Source organism: Roseovarius sp. CAU 1744 (genome assembly GCF_039839345.1).
Taxonomy (GTDB): Bacteria; Pseudomonadota; Alphaproteobacteria; order Rhodobacterales; family Rhodobacteraceae; genus Roseovarius.
Map to the genome: position 1 here is coordinate 704,255 of NZ_JBDOQV010000001.1, position 17,811 is coordinate 722,065.

Here is a 17,811-nt window from a genome sequence, read left to right on the forward strand (position 1 = left end):
CTATAGTTACCGCGTTGCCATTCGATCAAAAAACAATAAACGCTCGGGGGAGGGTGCTAATGATCCGGTCGGAGTTGATTCAGAAAATTGCCGATGAGAATCCGCATCTCTATCAGCGTGACGTGGAACGTATCGTCAACACCATTTTCAATGAAATTACAGATGCGATGGCCCGGGGGAACCGGGTCGAACTTCGGGGCTTTGGCGCGTTTTCCGTGAAGAAGCGGGATGCGCGTATCGGCCGCAACCCGAGAACCGGCGAGTCGGTTCAGGTCGAAGAGAAACATGTGCCGTTCTTCAAGACGGGAAAACTGCTTCGGGATCGTCTGAACGGGAAGTAAGCCCATGCGCTATATCCGCTATGCCTCGATTGCCATCTTCGCGGTGGCGCTTATCCTGATCGCATTGGCCAATCGCGGCACGGTGACGGTCAAGGTGCTGCCCAACGAACTGGCGGCGCTGGCGGCGGTAAACCCAAGCTATGACATGCCGCTGTTCATCGTCATGTTCGGCGGGATACTTGCCGGGCTGATCGTGGGCTTCATCTGGGAGTGGATCCGCGAAGCCAAGGAGCGGATGGAAGCGGCGCGCCAGGCGCGCGAGATGCAGCAGATGCGGGCCGAAATCCGACGCCTCAAGGGTGAGAAACACCAGGGCAAGGATGAGGTTCTGGCGCTGCTGGAAGAAGCCGGCTGAGGCGAACCATGCCAGAGGATGTGCGCGTCAAGATATGCGGGCTGACACGGCCCGCGGATGTTGCGGCTGCGGTGGACGCGGGCGCGGCCTATCTGGGCTTCAACTTCTTCCCGAAATCCCCGCGCTATATCGACATTCCGGATGCCGCGGTTCTGGCTGTCGAGGTGCCCGACGGCGTGGCCAAGGTGGCCCTGGTCGTCGATGCCGATGACGATCTGCTGGACGCGCTGGTCCGTTCGGTTCCGCTGGATATGCTGCAGCTTCACGGGAACGAGCCGCCTGAACGTGTGCTTGCCGTCAAGTCGCGCTATGGATTGCCGGTAATGAAAGTCGTCGGTGTGGCCACGGCCGAGGATCTGCCGCAGCTTGATCTTCACGGCCGGGTGGCCGATCAGCTGCTGGTGGATGCCAAGCCGCCGCCCGGTGCGGACCGTCCCGGTGGCAACGCGATTGCCTTTGACTGGAACCTGATCGCCGGGCGCCGATGGCCCGTGCCCTGGATGCTGGCGGGCGGATTGACACCCGCGAACGTGGCCGAGGCGATTGCGCTGACGGGGGCAAAACAGGTGGATGTCGCTTCGGGCGTGGAAAGCGCACCGGGGCAAAAGGATGCGCGGTTGATCGCAGATTTCATCCGCGCGGCGCGATCATGATCCGGTTTCGCGAGGCCGACCGCGCCGATGTTACCCAGGTGGTTGCACTGCTGCGCGATGACATGCTGGGCCGGTCGCGCGAGGCCGACGATATGTCAATCTACCTGACGGCCTTCGACGGGATGCAGAAGGAAGGCGGCAATCGCCTGATCGTCGGTGAGGATGGCGATGGCGCCATTGTGGCCACCTACCAGATCACCTTGATCAGCGGGTTATCGCTGCGCGCCGCGCGCCGCGCCCAGATCGAAAGCGTGCGGGTGGCCAGCCATCTGCGCGGGCAGGGGGTGGGCGAGGCGATGTTTGCCGACGCTCAGGCCCGCGCCCGCGCCGCGGGGTGTTCCCTGATGCAGCTGACGATGAATGCCAGCCGCACGGATACGCTTCGTTTCTATGAACGCCTCGGCTTTGTCGCCAGTCATACCGGGTTCAAGCTTGAACTGGGCTGATTGACAGCGCGGGTCTCGCCGCGGATGCTGAGCCCGCGGAAGAGAGGGCAGAGATGGCGACAAAGACCGAGGAACTGGATGACGTCTACGGCGCGAAATCGCCTGATGAAACCCGCCGGATCTATAACCGGTGGTCCGAAAGTTACGATGCCGACAATCTATCGCGCGGATTTCGCTTGCCGCCGGTCGGGGCGGGGCTGCTGGCGCGCCATCTGGGCCCGGCCGATGGTCCGGTGCTGGACGCGGGCTGCGGCACCGGGCTGGCGGGCGAGGCGCTGAAGATCCTGGGGTATGAGCGCCTGATCGGCTGTGACCTGTCGCCCGACATGCTGAGCGCGGCGCAAAGAACCGGCGCTTATGCCGAGTTGCACGAGGCCGACCTTGGCAAGCCGCTGCCATTTGCTGCGGACCATTTCGCGGGATTCATTTGCGTCGGTTCCTTCGGACCCGGCCATGCGCCGCCGATCAGCCTGGTGCACCTGGCACACGTCACCCGGTCCGGCGGTTATGGTGTGTTCAACCTGATCGAGGCGACCTTCGCTGACCAGGGCTTTCCACCGGTGATGGCGGGGCTGGAATCCTCGGGCGCGTGGGAGATCGTGCAGCGGACCGAGCCTTTCCTGCCCTTCCTGCTGGGCGAGCCGGACCTGTGGACGCGGGCCTATGTGGTGCGGATGCGCTGACCGGCCTCTGGCTGCCCACATGTCTTGGGTTCAGACCTGGCCTGACGGGTGCCGAAATCCGGCCTCGCCTCCCTTTTCACTGGAAAATCCCGCCCGCGCGCCATATTGACGGGGCAATCCCGGAAATATCATCCGAAAGGCGCACGCGATGAACGACCTATTCAACAGTTTCATGACCGGCCCCGACGAAAAGGGCCGTTTCGGCGATTTCGGCGGGCGGTTCGTGTCGGAAACGCTGATGCCGCTTATCCTGGAACTGGAAGCGCAATATGAGAACGCCAAGACCGATGACAGTTTCTGGGCCGAGATGCAGTATCTGTGGACCCATTATGTGGGGCGTCCGTCACCGCTCTATTTCGCCGACCGGCTGACCGACCATCTGGGCGGTGCCAAGATTTACCTGAAGCGCGACGAGCTGAACCATACCGGCGCGCACAAGATCAACAACGTGCTGGGCCAGATCATCTTGGCGCGGCGGATGGGCAAGACCCGGATCATCGCGGAAACTGGCGCGGGTCAGCACGGGGTGGCGACGGCGACGGTCTGCGCCAAGTTCGGGTTGAAATGCGTGGTCTATATGGGCGCGCATGATGTCGAGCGGCAGAAACCCAACGTGTTCCGGATGCGCCTTCTGGGGGCCGAGGTGATCCCGGTCACATCGGGCCGCGGGACGCTCAAGGACGCGATGAACGACGCGCTGCGCGACTGGGTGACCAATGTGCGCGACACGTTCTACTGCATCGGCACCGTGGCCGGCCCGCATCCCTACCCGGCGATGGTGCGCGATTTCCAGGCGATCATCGGCAAGGAGGCCAAGGAGCAGATGATGGCCGCCGAGGGCCGTCTGCCCGACACGATTATCGCTGCCATCGGCGGCGGATCAAACGCCATGGGGCTGTTCTTTCCTTTCCTGGACGACAAGGAGGTCGAGATCATCGGCGTCGAGGCCGGCGGCAAGGGGGTGAATGCCAAGATGGAGCATTGCGCGTCCTTGACCGGTGGACGGCCCGGGGTGCTGCACGGCAACCGGACCTATCTGCTGCAGGATGACGACGGGCAGATCCTCGAAGGGTATTCGATCTCTGCCGGGCTGGATTATCCGGGCATCGGCCCGGAACATTCCTGGCTGCATGAAATCGGCCGCGCCAAATATGTCTCGATCACCGACAAGGAGGCGCTGGAAGCATTCCAGCTGTGCTGTCTGCAGGAGGGGATCATCCCGGCGCTGGAGCCGAGCCACGCGCTGGCCCATGTGATGAAGATCGCGCCCAAGCTGCCCGCCGACCACCTGATCTGCATGAACATGTGCGGGCGCGGTGACAAGGACATTTTCACCGTTGCAAAACACCTGGGCTTCGAGATGGAAGAGGCCGACTGAGCGGCGGGCAGGGCCACGGGGCTGGCACGCCGCCCGCCCGCCCACCCCGGCGCGCCAGCCCCGTGGGCGCAAAGCCGGGGAAATTTGTTGCTGAAAGTCGGGCAGATTTGCCTGAAGAGCGCGTCCGGAGGGGCGCGCTTTTTTCATTTGTTGCGCAAACGGGCAATTTTGTTGCGCATAGATCACGAGTGTTTTTGACAGGCATTCGCGTCGTTGAGCGACTCATTTTGTTACCGCTATCACTCACCTCCCGACCGGACGGATCGGACCCTAGCGGGCAGAGGTGATCACTCTCCCGGTGCGGGCGGCGCTGCCAGCCCCGTATGCCAGGGCCGTGACATGACGGACAGGGCTTGGCCTTCCACGCCAATGCAAATGTAGCTCAATTGGATAGAGCAATCGACACTTAATCGACGTGTAGCAGGTTCGATCCCTGCCATTTGAGAACGGTAAAGATGTGCAAGCATCTGGGGTTCGACTCCCCTCGCGCCGCGGATTGCGGTACCAAAACGGGTTCCGGGGTTGCCCCAGCAGGGGCGGCCTGGCGTTTCGCGGCTGCTTGCGGCCAAGGGACAAAAGCCCGCCGCTGCTCTGGTTTCGTGCCGGAGCGGGGATGACGGTTTGCCCGTGCCATTGCCCGCCGCGCGGGGTTTCGACCCTGCAAGGCGCGCGGCGGCCCCGGCGGCCCTCTCGCCCAACTCCCGCGCGGGATCATGGCGCGGGGCGGCCCCGGCGCCTTTCCAAAGCCCCGCATCGTGCGGGCGTCACACCTGCGGCCATTCCGGCCCAACCAACTGAAAAACCTCAAGGAGATCGCATTGCGACGACGATAGGACGAGATGAAAAGGAGACGAGACATGATACTGATCACATTGATCGAGCGGCTGATGGGCTATGAGCGGATCACCGTGACGGAACGCGAGCGCGTTCTGGTGCTGCGCAATGGCCGGTTCGAGGCCATCCTTGGCGCGGGGGAGCACCGGCTGAAGAGCCGCAACCTCCTGCGCGAGGCGCACGATCTGGGACGTCTCCGTTTCACCTCGCCCTATGACCGGGCGCTGTTCCGGGAACGGCCCGATTTGGCCGCGGCGCATCTGACCGAGCTGCGGGCCGGTGCCGATGAGGTGCTGATTGCCCTGCGCGACGGGGTGCCTGCCGAGGTGGTTCTGCCCGAGGCGCGTGTTGTCCTCTGGACCGACGCGGGCCCCTGGGAGGTCGAACGCCACGCGATTGGCGAGACCCTGGCCGTCGCGCCCGAACTGGCCAACCGGCTGGTGCGGGCGGGTCTGACCACAGGCTTTTCGGTTGCCGAGGTGGCTGAGGGGCATGTGGGCCTGCTCAGCATCGACGGCGTTCTGCGTGAAACCCTGACGCCCGGAACCCACGGGTTCTGGAAACTGGGGCGTCACGTGGCGGTCAAGCAGGTCGACCTGCGGCTGCGCACCCATGAGGTCACCGGTCAGGAGATCCTGACCAAGGACCGGGTGACCATCCGGGTCAACCTGAGCGCGGGTTACCGCGTGACCGATCCGGTCAAGGCCGTCACCTCGGTGCGCGACTTTGACGAGGCGCTGCACCGGGCGCTGCAACTGGCGTTCCGGAAAACCCTGGGCGCGCTGACGCTGGACCGCCTGCTGGCGGAGAAAACCAGCGTTGACGCCGAGGCGGCAGCGGCGGTCCGGGCCGAGATGGCCGGGATCGGCATCGAAGTGGGTGAGATCGCGCTGAAAGACGTGATCCTGCCCGGCGAGATGCGGGAGATCCTGACCTCGGTGGTCGCGGCCGAGAAAGAGGCCGAGGCCAATGTCATCCGCCGGCGCGAAGAGACGAACGCAACCCGTTCGCTTCTGAACACGGCAAAGGTCATGGCGGAAAATCCCGTCATGCTGCGGCTGAAAGAGCTGGAGGCGCTGGAAAGCATCGCCGGCAAGGTCGAGCGGCTGACGGTCCACAACGGGACCGAGGGCCTGATGACCGACATCGTGCGGCTGCGCGACTGAGGTTCCGGGCGATTATTCCGAAAGGGATGTCGCCCGGGGCCCGTGCGCAGCAGCACGACACGGCCCAAGGCAAAATATGAACGCCCGGCCCGGGGGATGCTTCCGGGCCGGGCATTCGCTGCATATTAACAAGGTCACTCGTTACTCTTCCAGGTCGGGCAGATTCCGCCGGTTGGTCTCACGGCGTTGCGCGACCATTACTTTGTAGATCTCCTGATCCACAGTCTCTTCGATTCCGGGCCGGGGCCGGCCTTCGATTTCACGCCACCCGAACGGCGACGCCGCAGCCAATCGCGGTCCAACAATACCTTCACTCATCAAACAAAACTCCTGTCAGGATTTCCCACCATCTCCTAACGAACGATGTCCCGAACCGCTTACCGTTACGGACTGCGCTTAGATTTTCCTGGTTCCATACTCCAACCAGGGTTCACCACCTACACATTGCCTTTCGGCAACCACACAAGGCACAGGGCTGAAACAAAAGCCCAGGACCGTTTCGCAGAAGTCGCGAACAGAAAACAAATGCGTGAACAAAACTTTCATACCGATACTTTCACGCTCACTCGTTACCCTTCCGGAAACAACTTTTCGCATTTGCTTTCTGTCGCTTTACTTCGATAACCCAACATTGCGACTAAATTTAAACATTACCAGTCCCTTTTTCGGGATGAGTCGCGAAGCGGCTTAAAACCGGACTTCCGGAGTGTCTATGGTTTTGCAACAATCCCGGGAAAGTGGTGCGAAACGCACTGAAAAACCCCTGCCGTGTTTCCGACCCTGCCTGAAAATGTCCTGAATTTGGGATAACTGCCCGGTCATGCGGGCATTATGTGCGATCGTTCTCGTTCTGGAAAATATCTGTTCTTCGCCTTCTTCGCGGTGTTCCGCCGGGATTCTGCAGCCATTCCGGTCGGAAAAAAGCGCGCTTCGGCAGCGTTTCATGCTGTCGAAGAATCAACCGCCAGGGGTCGGGGCGGCATCACGCAGGGGCGTGCAGTTGCAGGATGTGCAGCGGAACGATCTCAAGCGCGCGTTCATGGGTCGCCTCCAGCCGGACCTGCGGCGCACAGCCTTCGTCATGCGCCTGAAGAAAGCGGGCGGCGCACAGGCACCATTGGTCACCGGGCTTCAATCCCGGAAAGCCGAATTCTGGATGCGGGGTGCTGAGATCGTTTCCGACATATTTGGAATAGGCCAGGAACTCGGCCGTCATCAGGGCGCAGACCGTGTGACTGCCGCGGTCCTCGGCGCACGTGTTGCAATGTCCGTCACGAAAGAAGCCGGTGACCGGATTATCCGAGCAGGGTTCAAGCACGTGGCCCAGAACATTGATTGCAGGATCCTTGGTGATCATGGCGCGCCTCCCTGAACGTCAGTCTAGTCCGCCTGCACCGCCTGGGCAATTGCATGGAACATCGCGACATTCTGATCATTCACGCCCGGTTCGCGAAACTGCCGATCGGCGGCGGTGACCACGATCACCACATCGCGCGGCTGGTCGATATAGATGTATTGCCCGTAAATCCCGCGGGCCATGAACACGCCATCGCCGGCGCCCTTGGGGATCCACCACTGGTAGCCATAGCCCAGCTGCCCCGGTTCTGTGGGGGCGCTGGCAATGGTCGATGCGGCGATCCAGTCACCGGGGACGATCTGCCGACCCTGCCAATGGCCACCCTGCGCGATCATCTGGCCGAAACGCCCATAATCTCGTGTGGTCATGTTGATCCCGCCCAGGGCAAAGGCAACGCCGCGCCCGTCGGTCAGGTAAAAGGACTGCGATTCCAGCCCGAGGGGCGCGATGATCTTCTCGGCCAGCAAATCGGGCAGGTCGCGCCCGGTCGCACCGCGGATCACCATGGCAATCACATGGGTGTCGATCGAGACGTATTTCCAAGTCTCACCCGGTGGGGCAGATCGATCGCGCAGCCCGGCGGCGAACCCGTCCATGGACCCGCCAAGCGCCAGAATCCGGCCCATCTTGTTGATGTCGGAGTTGTAATCCAGATAATCCTCGTCGAAGGTCACCCCGCTGGCCATCTGCAGCACGTTGCGGATCGTGGCCCCGTCATAGGCGCTGCCTGTCAGTTCCGGTGCATATTTCGTGACGGGATCATCGAGCGAGGCGATTGCCCCATCGGCCATCACGATCCCGAACAGCGCCGACAGGAAACTCTTGGCAATGGACCAGCCGATGCGGCGATCATTGCGGCTGGTGCCCAGGTGATAGCTTTCATGTACGATTGCGCCGCCATCGAGCACCAGCAGCGAGGTAACGGCACGTTCCCTCATCCAGCGATCCGTGGTTTCGGGCAGCGTGACGGGATCGCCGGTTGGCAGGGGGGATACCGGTCCGTCGCCACGCGAAATCGCACGGGTCAGAAAGGCGCGGTCCATGTTCGAGAAATTTCCGATGATCCGCTCTTCGGCAAAGAGCGACCGTACCGCGAGCAACCGGGTGATCTCCTCGCGCTTCCACAGTCCTACGGCGATGACCGCCAGCACAAGCGCCAGGCCCACCCGTCCCAGCCGTTTCCATACATGTCGCATGAACACTGCCCTCTGCTACAGGGCTCACAAGACCATTGCTCAGGCGGCGCCGCAAGCCCAACGATCCGGGCGCGGGCCAAACCGAACGGCCGTCGCCATCCCGGCGCGGCCCTAGCGGAACTTGTCGATCAGGCGCTGCATCGGGCTGCGGGTGTCTTCGGGTTCCGGCCTGGGCCCGGCGGCGGATTTCGCAGGTGCCGTATCGGCCGCTTGCGGACTGGCTTGTGTCGTTGACGACCGTGCCGGCGCAACGCGGTGCGCCCCCCCCTTCTGAAAACTGTCATTTGCCCCTTCGGCCCGGTGGGCCGCGCCGTCGCTGATGCCGCGCAGCAGATCGTCCAGCCAATCCGCATCGGCCTTGGCGAAATCCTGAAGCACATAGTGCGGCACCAGTTCCTTGCGGCCGGGATGGCCGACACCCAGCCGGACGCGCTGATAACCGTCGCCAATATGCTGATGAAGCGAGCGCAGCCCGTTATGGCCCGCATGTCCCCCGCCCTGCTTGACGCGGAGCTTGCCCGGCGCAAGATCAATTTCGTCATGGATGACGGTGACATCCCCGGGTGTCAGTTTGTAGAACCGCATCGCCGCACCCACCGATTGCCCGCTGAGGTTCATGAAGGTCTCGGGCTTGAGCAGCAGCACTTTTTCACGGCCCAGCATCCCTTCGGCGATCTGGCCCTGGAACTTGGATTTCCAGGGGCCGAAACCATGATCTTCGGCAATCCTGTCCACCGCCATGAAGCCGATATTGTGGCGGTTTTTCAGATACTTTGCGCCGGGATTGCCCAGGCCGACAATCAGTTGCATCGGGTTTGCCCTGTTTGTTTCTTGTCGTGGTCTACGCGGGCCGTGTTCCGAGATCAATGTCCATGGGGGCCGTTGCCACGAAAAACGCGACCCCGGTGAGGGCCGCGTTCTGTCATCTCAGGCAGTGAGGCGAGCAGGTTACTCTTCGCCGCCCTCGGCCGCGCCCTCGGCTTCGGCGCCTTCGGCGTCCTCGTCACCAACGGTTGGCACTTCATCTGCATCGGTCTCTTCTTCGTCATCCGCGTCGGATTTCAGAGCCGACGGCGCCGCCGCGTTACAGATCACGAAGTCGCGGTCGGTAATCGTCAGCTTGGCGCCTTCGGGGATCTCGACATCCGAGATGGTGATGGTGTCGCCGATATCTCCGAGCTTGGTCAGGTCAACCGTCAGCTTCTCGGGGATGTCGCCGGCGGTCACGATCAGCTCGACCTCGTTGCGGATCACCGTCAGAACACCGCCTTTGCGCAGGGCAGGGCAGTCTTCTTCGTTGATGAATTCAACCGGGATAAAGAGGTTGATCTTGGTGGTGCGGCGCAGGCGCATCAGGTCCAGGTGCGTCGGCAGATCCTTGACCACGTCGCGCTGCACGTCGCGGCAGATCACGCGCACGTCGTCATGACCGTCAACCTTGAGGTTGAAGAGCGTCGACTTGAACCGCCCGGCCTTGAGCGATTTGAGCAGCTTGTTGAAGGGTACATTGATCGGCAGCGGATCAACGTCACCGCCAAAAACGATTCCCGGAACCATGCCTTCGCGGCGTGCAGCACGAGCGGCGCCCTTGCCCGTCCCCGTGCGTTCCTGGGCGTGAAGATCAGGAATTTCTCCAGCCATGATAATTCTCCATAAGTTAGGGCGGGGCTCCTCCAAGGCTGTAGCCCCCGCGTGAAGGCTGCGCTATAGACCGGATCAGTAGCTTTGGAAAGAGGATTCTTGCCCTTTCGATATCTTATGGGGCGGCGGCCTGATGCAGTTGCATTTGTCCTTCGTGCAAGAAGCAGTACTTGTCGAAAAGCGACAACCTGACCGGGTTCGGCAATCTTACATCCGCGAGTTCCGGCAGGTTCCGTCCTGACAGGTCGAACTGGCGGTCGATCTGCGAGATCAGGATGACGATGAGTTTGTTGCCACTGGCGAAGCCCGCGAGGGTACTCAATTGTTCCTGGAGCGTCGGGTGATTGCGCTGCTGGTCGAGAATCTGCAGGTAGTCGATCACAACAATCGAGCCCGCTGGCGCATCCTTGAGGTCTTCGATGATATAGTCAGCGCAGATTCCGTCGGATGTATCAATTACCAGGCGATCCCGGTTTGGTTCTCCAGGTCTGGCAAAGGATTTGATCTGCTGGTCGATGTCTGAGCGGTTGTAATCGAGCGAATAGATATATGCGTTTCTTTGTTCAGCGGCGGCGGCCGCGATCTCGATGGCTAGCGCTGTCTTGCCGTGGCCGGGGCGCGCGGCCAGAAGCAGCATCTCGCCCGGCGCCAGGGCCGACAGAACTTCTTCGGCTGGGCTGCGCAACTTCTCCTGTGCGGCAAGCTGACTCCAACTCCTGTATCCTTCGCTGCGTGCGATACTGTCCAGCGCGACGTTGAGCGGTACATTTTTCTTGCGGGAAATGGCTTTGGCCTGGCGTTTCAAGCGGTAGATGGGTGCGGAAAAACGCATTCTTGGAACCTCCAATGGGGCGGTGTCGCAATCCCTCCTTATGCGGAAGCCCTGTCAGTGGGTCCAAAACTTGCTAAGCCCCGCATGTCGGTTGCTTTCCCATCAGGAGGGGGGAGGCGCGGGCCGTGCCTGAGGTTGAAAATAGGGGCGTCGCGTTGGCCGTGTCAACGCGGTTGCAGCAAGCTTGGCGGGATCACATCCACCTGCTCGAAAAATCATTCGGGACCATCAGGATATCGCGATCCACTTTGGCGATGTCGCGGTGCCCGCAAAAGGCCATCGAGACATCCAATTCCCTGTGGATGATTTCCAGCGCCTTGGTCACACCGGCCTCGCCCATCGCCCCCAGGCCATAGACGAAGGCGCGGCCGATATACGTGCCCTTGGCGCCCATCGCCACGGCCTTGAGCACATCCTGCCCCGAGCGTATGCCGCTATCAAGATGCACTTCGATCTTGTCTCCCACCGCGTCCATGATCTGGGGCAGGGCGCGGATCGCCGACAGCGCACCGTCGAGCTGCCGCCCGCCGTGGTTCGACACGATGATCGCGTCGGCGCCGACGTTCAGCGCCTCGCGCGCGTCGCGCGGATCAATAATGCCCTTGATGATAAGCGGCCCGTCCCACATCCTGCGGAATTCGCGGATACGGTCCCAATCCAGCGCCTCGTCAAAGGCCTCGGCCGTCCAGGTGCTGAGCGACGAAGGGTCGCTGACCCCCTTGGCATGACCCACGATATTGCCGAAAAACCGCCGCTTGGTGCCCAGCATCCCAAGGCCCCAATGTACCTTGGTCATCATGTTGGCGACGGATTTCGCGGTCAGCTTGGGCGGGGCGGAAAGGCCGTTCTTCAGATCCTTGTGCCGCTGCCCCAGCACCTGCAGATCCACGGTGATCACCGCCGCCGAGCAGTTGGCTGCCTTGGCCCGGTCAAACAGCCGCTGCATGAAATCGTCATCCTTGAGCGTATAGACCTGCATCCAGAAGGGTTTGGTGGTGTGCGCGGCCACATCCTCGATCGAACAGATCGACATGGTCGAAAGCGTGTAGGGCACGCCGAATTTTTCCGCTGCCCGCGCCGCCTTGATTTCGCCATCGGCGCATTGCATCCCCGTCAGCCCGACCGGGGCCAGCGCCACGGGCATCGCCACATCCTGCCCGATCATCTGTGTGGCGGTGCTGCGGTTCGACATGTCGATGGCGACGCGCTGGCGTAGCAGGATCTCGCTGAAATCGCTGGTATTCTCGCGAAAGGTCTGCTCGGTCCAACTGCCGGATTCGCAATAGTCATAGAACATCCGCGGCGTGCGGCGCGCGTAGATGCGTTTCAGGTCGTCGATGCAGGTGATGACGGGCATAGCGTGCCTATTGCTTAAATTGGTTATATTTGTTTACCAATTCTATCGAAGCTGTGCAATCAAAAATCCGGCAGCTAAAGTGATGCAAACTGTCGCAAGAGGAAGCCGCATGTTTCTGGACGATTTAACGGTCGGTTATGAATTCGAGACGGGATCGCGAACCTTGGACCGGGACGCCATCATCGGCTTTGCCCGCAACTGGGATCCACAACCATTTCACCTGGATGACGAAGCTGCAAGGGCGTCGCCCTATGGCGGGCTCATTGCCAGCGGGTTCCACACCATGCTGACCGCCTTCGTCCTGACGCTTGAGGCTGACATCTGGAACGAGGCGTCCATGGGGTCCCCGGGCATGGACGAATTGCGCTGGCGCGCGCCTGTTCGCCCCGGCGACACGCTGAGGGCGCGCGGTAAGGTACAATCGGTTACGCCGTCCGGGTCGCGCCCCGACCGGGGCAGGGCGGTCATCGGATACGAGGTTCTCAATCAGGATGACACGGTGGTGATGAGCTATCTCATAACTCATATTCTGCGGCGGCGATAACGGCGCTAGGCAGAATGCGCGCCGTCCGCCAGGGATTTCACGAAGGCCAGCACATCGCTTGCTGATTTGCCATCCGCGATCTGGCTGACGATGGCGCTGCCGACCACGGCGCCGTCGGCGACGCTGGCGATGGCGCGGGATTTTTCCGGCGTGTTGATGCCGAACCCCACGATCACCGGCAGGTCGGTAGCCGCCTTGATCCGGGCCACCTCGGGGCCCACGTCGCCTGCCTCGGCCTCGGCGGCGCCGGTGATCCCGGTGATCGAGACATAATAGACGAAGCCGCTGGTGTTCTGCAGTACCTTGGGCAGGCGCTTGTCATCGGTGGTGGGGGTCGCCAGCCGGACGAAGTTCAACCCGGCCTTGTTGGCGGGAATGCACAGCTCGTCATCTTCCTCGGGGGGCAGGTCGACGACGATCAGCCCGTCGATGCCCGCCGCCGTGGCATCGGCCAGGAAACTGTCGACCCCGCGATTGTAGATCGGGTTGTAATAGCCCATCAGCACGATCGGCGTCGTGTCGTCCTCCTTGCGGAATTCGCGCGCCATCTCCAGCGTCCGTTCCAGCGTCATCCCCGCTTCGAGCGCGCGTTGCCCTGCCAGCTGGATCGTTGGACCATCGGCCATCGGATCGGTGAAGGGCAGGCCCAGTTCGATCACGTCCACACCGGCGCCGGGCAGGCCTTTGACGATCTCAAGCGCGGTGTCGTAATCCGGGTCACCGGCCATGACATAGGAGACAAAAGCCTTCTTTCCGGCGGCTTTCAGTTCTGCGAATTTGGCGTCGATGCGGGTCATGCGGGTATCCTTGGATTAACGCCCTGGGTTTGGCGGAAACGCGGGCGGAAATCAATGGCCTGCTTGACCTTGCTGGGTCCAGCACCGTAGATGCGCGCAATTCTTTGCAGGAGGGCCGGTGATGGGCTTCAAAATGGGAATCGTGGGCCTGCCGAATGTCGGCAAATCGACGTTGTTCAACGCGCTGACCCGGACCGCGGCGGCACAGGCGGCGAATTTTCCGTTCTGTACGATCGAGCCCAATGTGGGTGACGTCGCCGTGCCCGATGCGCGGCTGGACAGGCTGGCGTCGATCGCCAGGTCGAAACAGGTCATTCCGGCGCGCATGACCTTCGTCGATATTGCCGGCCTGGTCAAAGGGGCAAGCAAGGGCGAGGGGCTGGGCAACCAGTTCCTGGCCAATATCCGCGAGGTCGACGCCATCGCCCACGTGCTGCGCTGTTTCGAGGATGGTGACGTGACCCATGTCGAGGGTCGCGTCGATCCGGTGGCGGATGCCGAGACGATCGAGACCGAGCTGATGCTGGCCGACATGGAGAGTATCGAAAAGCGTCTGCAGAACATCGTCCGCAAGGTTCGCGGCGGCGACAAGGAAGCGGTGCAGCAGGAGCGCCTGCTCAAGGCCGCGATGGCCGCGCTAGAGGCCGGGAAGCCCGCGCGCAGCGTCGACGTAGATGCCGAGGACGCGAAAGCCTGGAAGGGGCTGCAACTGCTGACGACGAAACCCATTCTCTATGTCTGCAACGTGGATGAGGCGAGTGCCGCGGAGGGCAATGAATTCTCCGGCCGCGTGGCCGCGATGGCCGCCCAGCAGGTCGCGGCCAGCGTTGTGATTTCGGCCCAGATCGAGGAAGAGATCAGCCAGCTTGAGCCGGACGAGGCCGCGATGTTCCTGGAAGAGATGGGCCTGAGCGAGGCCGGGCTCGACCGGTTGATCCGCGCGGGCTATGAGCTGTTGCACTTGGAAACCTATTTCACCGTGGGCCCGAAGGAGGCCCGGGCCTGGACGATCCGCGTGGGAACATCGGCACCCAAAGCCGCCGGGGTGATCCACGGCGATTTTGAAAAGGGGTTCATCCGGGCCGAGACGATTGCCTATGACGATTTCGTGGATCTTGGCGGCGAGCAGGCGGCGAAGGAAGCCGGCAAGATGCGTGCCGAGGGAAAGGCATATATCGTCAGGGACGGCGACGTGCTGCATTTCCTGTTCAACACCTGATCAAGGGGTGCGCCCTGCCTCGGACGGGCAGGCCCGCCCTCGTCAGGGCGCGCGGGGACGGCGCCCCGCAGCCCGGCCGGACCGGTCGGAAAAAATCTGAAATGAGGTCTTGTTCACGCCCGCCCGTCCAATTAAACGGGTCGGCGGAGACGTGGCCGAGTGGTCGAAGGCGCTCCCCTGCTAAGGGAGTAGGCCCGAAAGGGTCTCGTGGGTTCGAATCCCATCGTCTCCGCCACCCACCCCTGTCTCTGTCAGCGCAGTCGTTTCTTCCCTGTTTCCTCCCGTTTTTCCGTGGGGTTGGCGGGGGCCATCCGCGAGAGAGACGACCACCCATCCCTGTATCAGTCCGATTTCCCGGCGTCGTCTCCGAAGGCACCATCACGCGCTTCGGTTGGGCCCGGATTTCCCTGCTAACAGGGAATTTGCAGGGAATTTCTCCGGAATTCGGCGTTTAACCCCGATTCAGACCCTGAATCCGCGAACATTATCAGTGACTTACAGGCAAATTCCCTACGCGAAATAACAGGGATCTTTTCGCGAGTATCAGGGAAGTTTAACGCGGGAACAGGGAACGCCGCGCGCAGATCAGGGATACCCTGCGTTGGGCTCGAAACCGTACAACCTGGCCTGCGCGTCCCAGTCCAGCGGCACCGGTTTGCGGATGATCCGTTCGAGGGTCAGGTCGGCCGGCTGTCGCCCCTCGAGGAAGGCGGACTGGATCGCGGGCGCGAGGTAGGCCAGTTGCGCCCGGGTGCGGATGTAGGATTCCGAATGCCGTGTTGCGGCGGCGATCTCGCCGAGGGGTTTGCCTCCGCGCAGATCGGCCACCCAGGCATGGGCCTGGGAGAGGGCGCGCAGCAGCGTGCGATCGGGATGCGGCGCGCGGTCGCCGACGATGATCTTGCCTTCCACGCCCCGACGGCGCAGGGCGAAGGGGGCCTCGATCGAGAGGGCTGACGGATCGATCGCGTCCGGATAGAGATCGAGTATTTCGGCGAGCGTTTTGGCCTGGAGCGAGAGGACGATGCGGTGCTTGCCAATGCACCCCTCAAACAGAAGACCGGCGAGCAGATGGGGCGTGCCGTCTGTGAGCCGATCGGCGATGCGGCGCACTCTGTCCTTGACGGCGTCGCCCTGCTGCAGATCCGCCTCCACGCAGATCCGGTGGTCGCGGGCGAGCGCGACGAGGTGCCGACTGATGACGTCCGCCACGGTCTGCTCCAGCGCCGGAGCCGGCAGCCGCCATCCGCCGGGATCCGTGCCGCCGGAGATGAGCCGGTTCGAGATGTAGTACCGAATCTGCCGTCCGTGCCGCCGGGTGTAGGTCGGGGTCAGCCGGTCGCCGGTGTCATCGCGCAGCTTTCCCTTCAGCGGAGCGACGCGGGTCGCGCTGGGACGGTCCGCAGGACCCTTACGGCCACGCGGGCGCGCGCTGGCGGCCTGGAGCTTGGACTGGACCTGGTCCCACAGGGCCTCGACCACGATTGACGCGTGCTGCCCATCCCAGACCCGGGTCTTGTGGCGGATCTTGCCGATGTAGATGGGGTTGCGCAGCAGTGCGTAGATCTGGCCGCGCGAGAACGGATTGCCGCCCTGAACGCGCCCGGAGCGGAAGCGGTGCAGCTTGGAGCGCAGGCCCAGAGCGTTGGCCCGGCGCATCACGGCGTTCAGGCAGCCGAGGTCGTCGTAGAGGGCAAAGATCGTCCGCACTGTTTCCGCTTCGTCGGCGTTGACGACGAGACCGCGGGTCTTCGGGTCCGGATGCGGATCGTAGCCCAAGGGCGGCACGCCGCCCATCCAGAACCCCTTCTTCTTGGAGGCCGCGATCTTGTCCCGGATCCGTTCGGCCGTAACCTCGCGCTCGAACTGGGCGAAGGACAGGAGCACATTGAGGGTCAGCCGTCCCATGGACGAGGCCGTGTTGAAGGCCTGGGTGACCGAGACGAAGGAACAGCCGGAGGCATCGAATCGCTCGACCAGCTTGGCGAAGTCGGCCAAAGAGCGGGTCAGGCGGTCGATCTTGTAGACCACGACCATCTGCACGAGACCTGCGTCGATGTCGGCGAGAAGACGCTGCAAGCCAGGCCTCTCGAGCGTCCCGCCGGATATGCCGCCGTCATCGTAACGGGTCTTGCTAGCAACCCAGCCCTGGTGCCGCTGGCTGGCGATGTAGGCGGCACAGGCCTCGGCTTGCGCGTCGAGCGAGTTGAAGTCCTGGTCGAGCCCCTCGTCAGAGGATTTGCGGGTGTAGATGGCGCATTGGATACGGGGTTTGATCATGGTCAATGCGCGCCCTTCAGGCCGAAGAAGCGCGGCCCGGACCACCTCGCCCCGGTAATGGCCCGGGCGATCGGCGAAAGCGACGCATAACGCTGACCCTTCCAGACGAAGCCACCCTCGACCACATCGACCACATGGGTCACGCCGTTCCACTCGCGGATCAGGCGGCCGCCGGGCTTAAGCGCAGGGCTACTGGTGCCAGGGTTGTCGCGGACCGCCCTCTGCATCTTGCCGACAAAGCCCCTCGGCAGTCCGCCAAGTTCCCGGGCCTGTATCTCGAAGGACAGGTACCGGCGCAGGAAGGGGCTGCTGAGGCGCTTCGGGACGGGGCTGCCGAAGACCGCGTCCCAGGCGGCGCTCAGCGCCGCCCGGTCCATGGTTTCGATCTCGGTAAGGGAGAGCTTCATGTCGCGCTCTCCGGGCCGCTGGTGATGCGGTAGACCGCGCCGCTGTCGGGCTTGGCAGGGTCCACGCGGTCGATCCTGTATCCGGCCTTCCGGAGGCCGCTGAGCGCCGCCCGGACGGAATGGGGCTGCCAGCCGGTGGCGGATTGCAGGGCGGCGAGATCGGCGCCGGCCTTGCGGCTCAACAGTTTGCGCAGGATCGCGGTCTTGGTCTCGCGCGGGGGTGTCAATGTGGATTTGGACATGGTTGTTCCTCGGTTCTCCGGGCCGGCGGGTTGCTGGCCCTGGTACCGAGATGCGCCCGGGGTCCGACCGGGCTTGGGAACAG

The 17,811-nt window shown here is 62.7% G+C and carries 20 protein-coding genes and 2 tRNA genes; 11 read left to right on the forward strand and 11 right to left on the reverse strand.

The window, feature by feature from the left end; translation table 11 throughout:
• Positions 1-59: 59 nt before the first annotated feature.
• The 8 genes from ihfB (at position 60) to AAFO92_RS03495 (ending at position 5,856) form a co-directional block, all read left to right on the forward strand.
• Positions 60-341 (forward strand): integration host factor subunit beta, encoded by a 282-nt coding sequence (ihfB, locus tag AAFO92_RS03460; protein WP_347533251.1) that lies wholly within the window; start codon positions 60-62, stop codon positions 339-341.
• A gap of 4 nt (positions 342-345) precedes the next feature.
• Positions 346-696 (forward strand): LapA family protein, encoded by a 351-nt coding sequence (locus AAFO92_RS03465; RefSeq protein WP_347533252.1) that lies wholly within the window; start codon positions 346-348, stop codon positions 694-696.
• Positions 697-704: 8 nt separating this feature from the next.
• Positions 705-1,349 (forward strand): phosphoribosylanthranilate isomerase, encoded by a 645-nt coding sequence (locus AAFO92_RS03470; RefSeq protein ID WP_347533253.1) that lies wholly within the window; start codon positions 705-707, stop codon positions 1,347-1,349.
• On the forward strand, positions 1,346-1,795 hold the full coding sequence (locus AAFO92_RS03475) for a GNAT family N-acetyltransferase (RefSeq protein ID WP_347533254.1): 450 nt from the start codon (positions 1,346-1,348) through the stop codon (positions 1,793-1,795). Before AAFO92_RS03470 ends, AAFO92_RS03475 begins: the two co-directional genes overlap by 4 nt.
• A 53-nt stretch (positions 1,796-1,848) precedes the next feature.
• A complete protein-coding gene (locus tag AAFO92_RS03480) occupies positions 1,849-2,478 on the forward strand; it encodes a class I SAM-dependent methyltransferase (protein ID WP_347533255.1) in 630 nt (209 codons plus the stop codon).
• A gap of 148 nt (positions 2,479-2,626) precedes the next feature.
• Positions 2,627-3,856, forward strand: coding sequence for a tryptophan synthase subunit beta (gene trpB, locus AAFO92_RS03485; protein ID WP_347533256.1), 1,230 nt, complete (start codon positions 2,627-2,629; stop codon positions 3,854-3,856).
• Positions 3,857-4,228: 372 nt separating this feature from the next.
• A tRNA-Lys gene (locus AAFO92_RS03490) sits at positions 4,229-4,301 on the forward strand.
• A 412-nt stretch (positions 4,302-4,713) separates the two neighbouring features.
• Positions 4,714-5,856, forward strand: a complete 1,143-nt coding sequence (locus tag AAFO92_RS03495) for a slipin family protein (RefSeq protein ID WP_347533257.1) — start codon at positions 4,714-4,716, stop codon at positions 5,854-5,856.
• Between the two features lie 141 nt (positions 5,857-5,997).
• On the opposite strand, the gene AAFO92_RS03500 is transcribed toward AAFO92_RS03495, so the two are convergent.
• The 7 genes from AAFO92_RS03500 to AAFO92_RS03530 form a co-directional block, all read right to left on the reverse strand.
• Entirely contained in the window at positions 5,998-6,174 is a 177-nt protein-coding gene (locus tag AAFO92_RS03500; RefSeq protein WP_347533258.1) for a hypothetical protein, read from the reverse strand.
• 664 nt (positions 6,175-6,838) lie between these two features.
• Positions 6,839-7,213, reverse strand: coding sequence for a DUF2237 domain-containing protein (locus tag AAFO92_RS03505; RefSeq protein WP_347533259.1), 375 nt, complete (start codon positions 7,211-7,213; stop codon positions 6,839-6,841).
• Between the two features lie 23 nt (positions 7,214-7,236).
• Positions 7,237-8,409: a serine hydrolase gene (locus AAFO92_RS03510; protein ID WP_347533260.1), complete on the reverse strand. Its 1,173-nt coding sequence runs from the start codon at positions 8,407-8,409 to the stop codon at positions 7,237-7,239.
• Between the two features lie 111 nt (positions 8,410-8,520).
• The gene (gene pth, locus AAFO92_RS03515; RefSeq protein WP_347533261.1) at positions 8,521-9,219 is read right to left on the reverse strand and encodes an aminoacyl-tRNA hydrolase; all 699 of its coding nucleotides are present in this window, start codon (positions 9,217-9,219) and stop codon (positions 8,521-8,523) included.
• A 138-nt stretch (positions 9,220-9,357) separates the two neighbouring features.
• Complete coding sequence (locus tag AAFO92_RS03520) at positions 9,358-10,050, reverse strand: 50S ribosomal protein L25/general stress protein Ctc (RefSeq protein ID WP_347533262.1); 693 nt, start codon at positions 10,048-10,050, stop codon at positions 9,358-9,360.
• 115 nt (positions 10,051-10,165) lie between these two features.
• Positions 10,166-10,882, reverse strand: a complete 717-nt coding sequence (locus tag AAFO92_RS03525) for a DNA helicase (RefSeq protein ID WP_347533263.1) — start codon at positions 10,880-10,882, stop codon at positions 10,166-10,168.
• Between the two features lie 193 nt (positions 10,883-11,075).
• On the reverse strand, positions 11,076-12,239 hold the full coding sequence (locus tag AAFO92_RS03530; protein WP_347533264.1) for an alpha-hydroxy acid oxidase: 1,164 nt from the start codon (positions 12,237-12,239) through the stop codon (positions 11,076-11,078).
• A 109-nt stretch (positions 12,240-12,348) separates the two neighbouring features.
• Here AAFO92_RS03530 and AAFO92_RS03535 point away from each other — a divergent pair, with 109 nt between their 5' ends.
• Positions 12,349-12,783, forward strand: coding sequence for a MaoC family dehydratase (locus tag AAFO92_RS03535; RefSeq protein ID WP_347533265.1), 435 nt, complete (start codon positions 12,349-12,351; stop codon positions 12,781-12,783).
• 5 nt (positions 12,784-12,788) lie between these two features.
• Here the strand turns inward: AAFO92_RS03535 and trpA are convergent, their stop codons facing one another.
• The gene (trpA, locus tag AAFO92_RS03540; RefSeq protein ID WP_347533266.1) at positions 12,789-13,580 is read right to left on the reverse strand and encodes a tryptophan synthase subunit alpha; all 792 of its coding nucleotides are present in this window, start codon (positions 13,578-13,580) and stop codon (positions 12,789-12,791) included.
• 121 nt (positions 13,581-13,701) lie between these two features.
• Between trpA and ychF the strand changes: the two genes are divergently transcribed.
• Both ychF and AAFO92_RS03550 read left to right on the forward strand, forming a co-directional pair.
• Positions 13,702-14,799 (forward strand): redox-regulated ATPase YchF, encoded by a 1,098-nt coding sequence (gene ychF, locus AAFO92_RS03545; protein WP_347533267.1) that lies wholly within the window; start codon positions 13,702-13,704, stop codon positions 14,797-14,799.
• A gap of 145 nt (positions 14,800-14,944) precedes the next feature.
• Positions 14,945-15,034, forward strand: a tRNA-Ser gene (locus AAFO92_RS03550).
• A gap of 350 nt (positions 15,035-15,384) precedes the next feature.
• On the opposite strand, the gene AAFO92_RS03555 is transcribed toward AAFO92_RS03550, so the two are convergent.
• From AAFO92_RS03555 to AAFO92_RS03565, 3 genes are read right to left on the reverse strand one after another with little or no spacing between them, the layout of a single operon-like run.
• Positions 15,385-17,079 carry a recombinase family protein gene (locus tag AAFO92_RS03555; protein ID WP_347533358.1) on the reverse strand — a complete coding sequence of 565 codons (1,695 nt, stop codon included), beginning with the start codon at positions 17,077-17,079 and terminating at the stop codon, positions 15,385-15,387.
• 2 nt (positions 17,080-17,081) lie between these two features.
• On the reverse strand, positions 17,082-17,486 hold the full coding sequence (locus tag AAFO92_RS03560) for a DUF2924 domain-containing protein (RefSeq protein ID WP_347533268.1): 405 nt from the start codon (positions 17,484-17,486) through the stop codon (positions 17,082-17,084).
• The gene (locus tag AAFO92_RS03565) at positions 17,483-17,728 is read right to left on the reverse strand and encodes a DUF3489 domain-containing protein (RefSeq protein ID WP_347533269.1); all 246 of its coding nucleotides are present in this window, start codon (positions 17,726-17,728) and stop codon (positions 17,483-17,485) included. Before AAFO92_RS03565 ends, AAFO92_RS03560 begins: the two co-directional genes overlap by 4 nt.
• Positions 17,729-17,811 lie beyond the last annotated feature (83 nt).

Excerpts from the sequence above, each read along its gene's own strand:
- AAFO92_RS03480 (WP_347533255.1), top strand. The coding sequence starts at position 1,849 with ATGGCGACAAAGACCGAGGAACTGGATGACGTCTACGGCGCGAAATCG.
- AAFO92_RS03465 (WP_347533252.1), top strand. The coding sequence starts at position 346 with ATGCGCTATATCCGCTATGCCTCGATTGCCATCTTCGCGGTGGCGCTT.
- AAFO92_RS03470 (WP_347533253.1), top strand. The coding sequence starts at position 705 with ATGCCAGAGGATGTGCGCGTCAAGATATGCGGGCTGACACGGCCCGCG.
- AAFO92_RS03505 (WP_347533259.1), bottom strand. The coding sequence starts at position 7,213 with ATGATCACCAAGGATCCTGCAATCAATGTTCTGGGCCACGTGCTTGAA.
- AAFO92_RS03565 (WP_347533269.1), bottom strand. The coding sequence starts at position 17,728 with ATGTCCAAATCCACATTGACACCCCCGCGCGAGACCAAGACCGCGATC.
- AAFO92_RS03500 (WP_347533258.1), bottom strand. The coding sequence starts at position 6,174 with ATGAGTGAAGGTATTGTTGGACCGCGATTGGCTGCGGCGTCGCCGTTC.
- AAFO92_RS03530 (WP_347533264.1), bottom strand. The coding sequence starts at position 12,239 with ATGCCCGTCATCACCTGCATCGACGACCTGAAACGCATCTACGCGCGC.
- ychF (WP_347533267.1), top strand. The coding sequence starts at position 13,702 with ATGGGCTTCAAAATGGGAATCGTGGGCCTGCCGAATGTCGGCAAATCG.
- trpA (WP_347533266.1), bottom strand. The coding sequence starts at position 13,580 with ATGACCCGCATCGACGCCAAATTCGCAGAACTGAAAGCCGCCGGAAAG.
- AAFO92_RS03520 (WP_347533262.1), bottom strand. The coding sequence starts at position 10,050 with ATGGCTGGAGAAATTCCTGATCTTCACGCCCAGGAACGCACGGGGACG.
- AAFO92_RS03525 (WP_347533263.1), bottom strand. The coding sequence starts at position 10,882 with ATGCGTTTTTCCGCACCCATCTACCGCTTGAAACGCCAGGCCAAAGCC.
- ihfB (WP_347533251.1), top strand. The coding sequence starts at position 60 with ATGATCCGGTCGGAGTTGATTCAGAAAATTGCCGATGAGAATCCGCAT.
- AAFO92_RS03555 (WP_347533358.1), bottom strand. The coding sequence starts at position 17,079 with ATGATCAAACCCCGTATCCAATGCGCCATCTACACCCGCAAATCCTCT.
- AAFO92_RS03475 (WP_347533254.1), top strand. The coding sequence starts at position 1,346 with ATGATCCGGTTTCGCGAGGCCGACCGCGCCGATGTTACCCAGGTGGTT.
- trpB (WP_347533256.1), top strand. The coding sequence starts at position 2,627 with ATGAACGACCTATTCAACAGTTTCATGACCGGCCCCGACGAAAAGGGC.
- AAFO92_RS03510 (WP_347533260.1), bottom strand. The coding sequence starts at position 8,409 with ATGCGACATGTATGGAAACGGCTGGGACGGGTGGGCCTGGCGCTTGTG.
- pth (WP_347533261.1), bottom strand. The coding sequence starts at position 9,219 with ATGCAACTGATTGTCGGCCTGGGCAATCCCGGCGCAAAGTATCTGAAA.
- AAFO92_RS03560 (WP_347533268.1), bottom strand. The coding sequence starts at position 17,486 with ATGAAGCTCTCCCTTACCGAGATCGAAACCATGGACCGGGCGGCGCTG.
- AAFO92_RS03495 (WP_347533257.1), top strand. The coding sequence starts at position 4,714 with ATGATACTGATCACATTGATCGAGCGGCTGATGGGCTATGAGCGGATC.
- AAFO92_RS03535 (WP_347533265.1), top strand. The coding sequence starts at position 12,349 with ATGTTTCTGGACGATTTAACGGTCGGTTATGAATTCGAGACGGGATCG.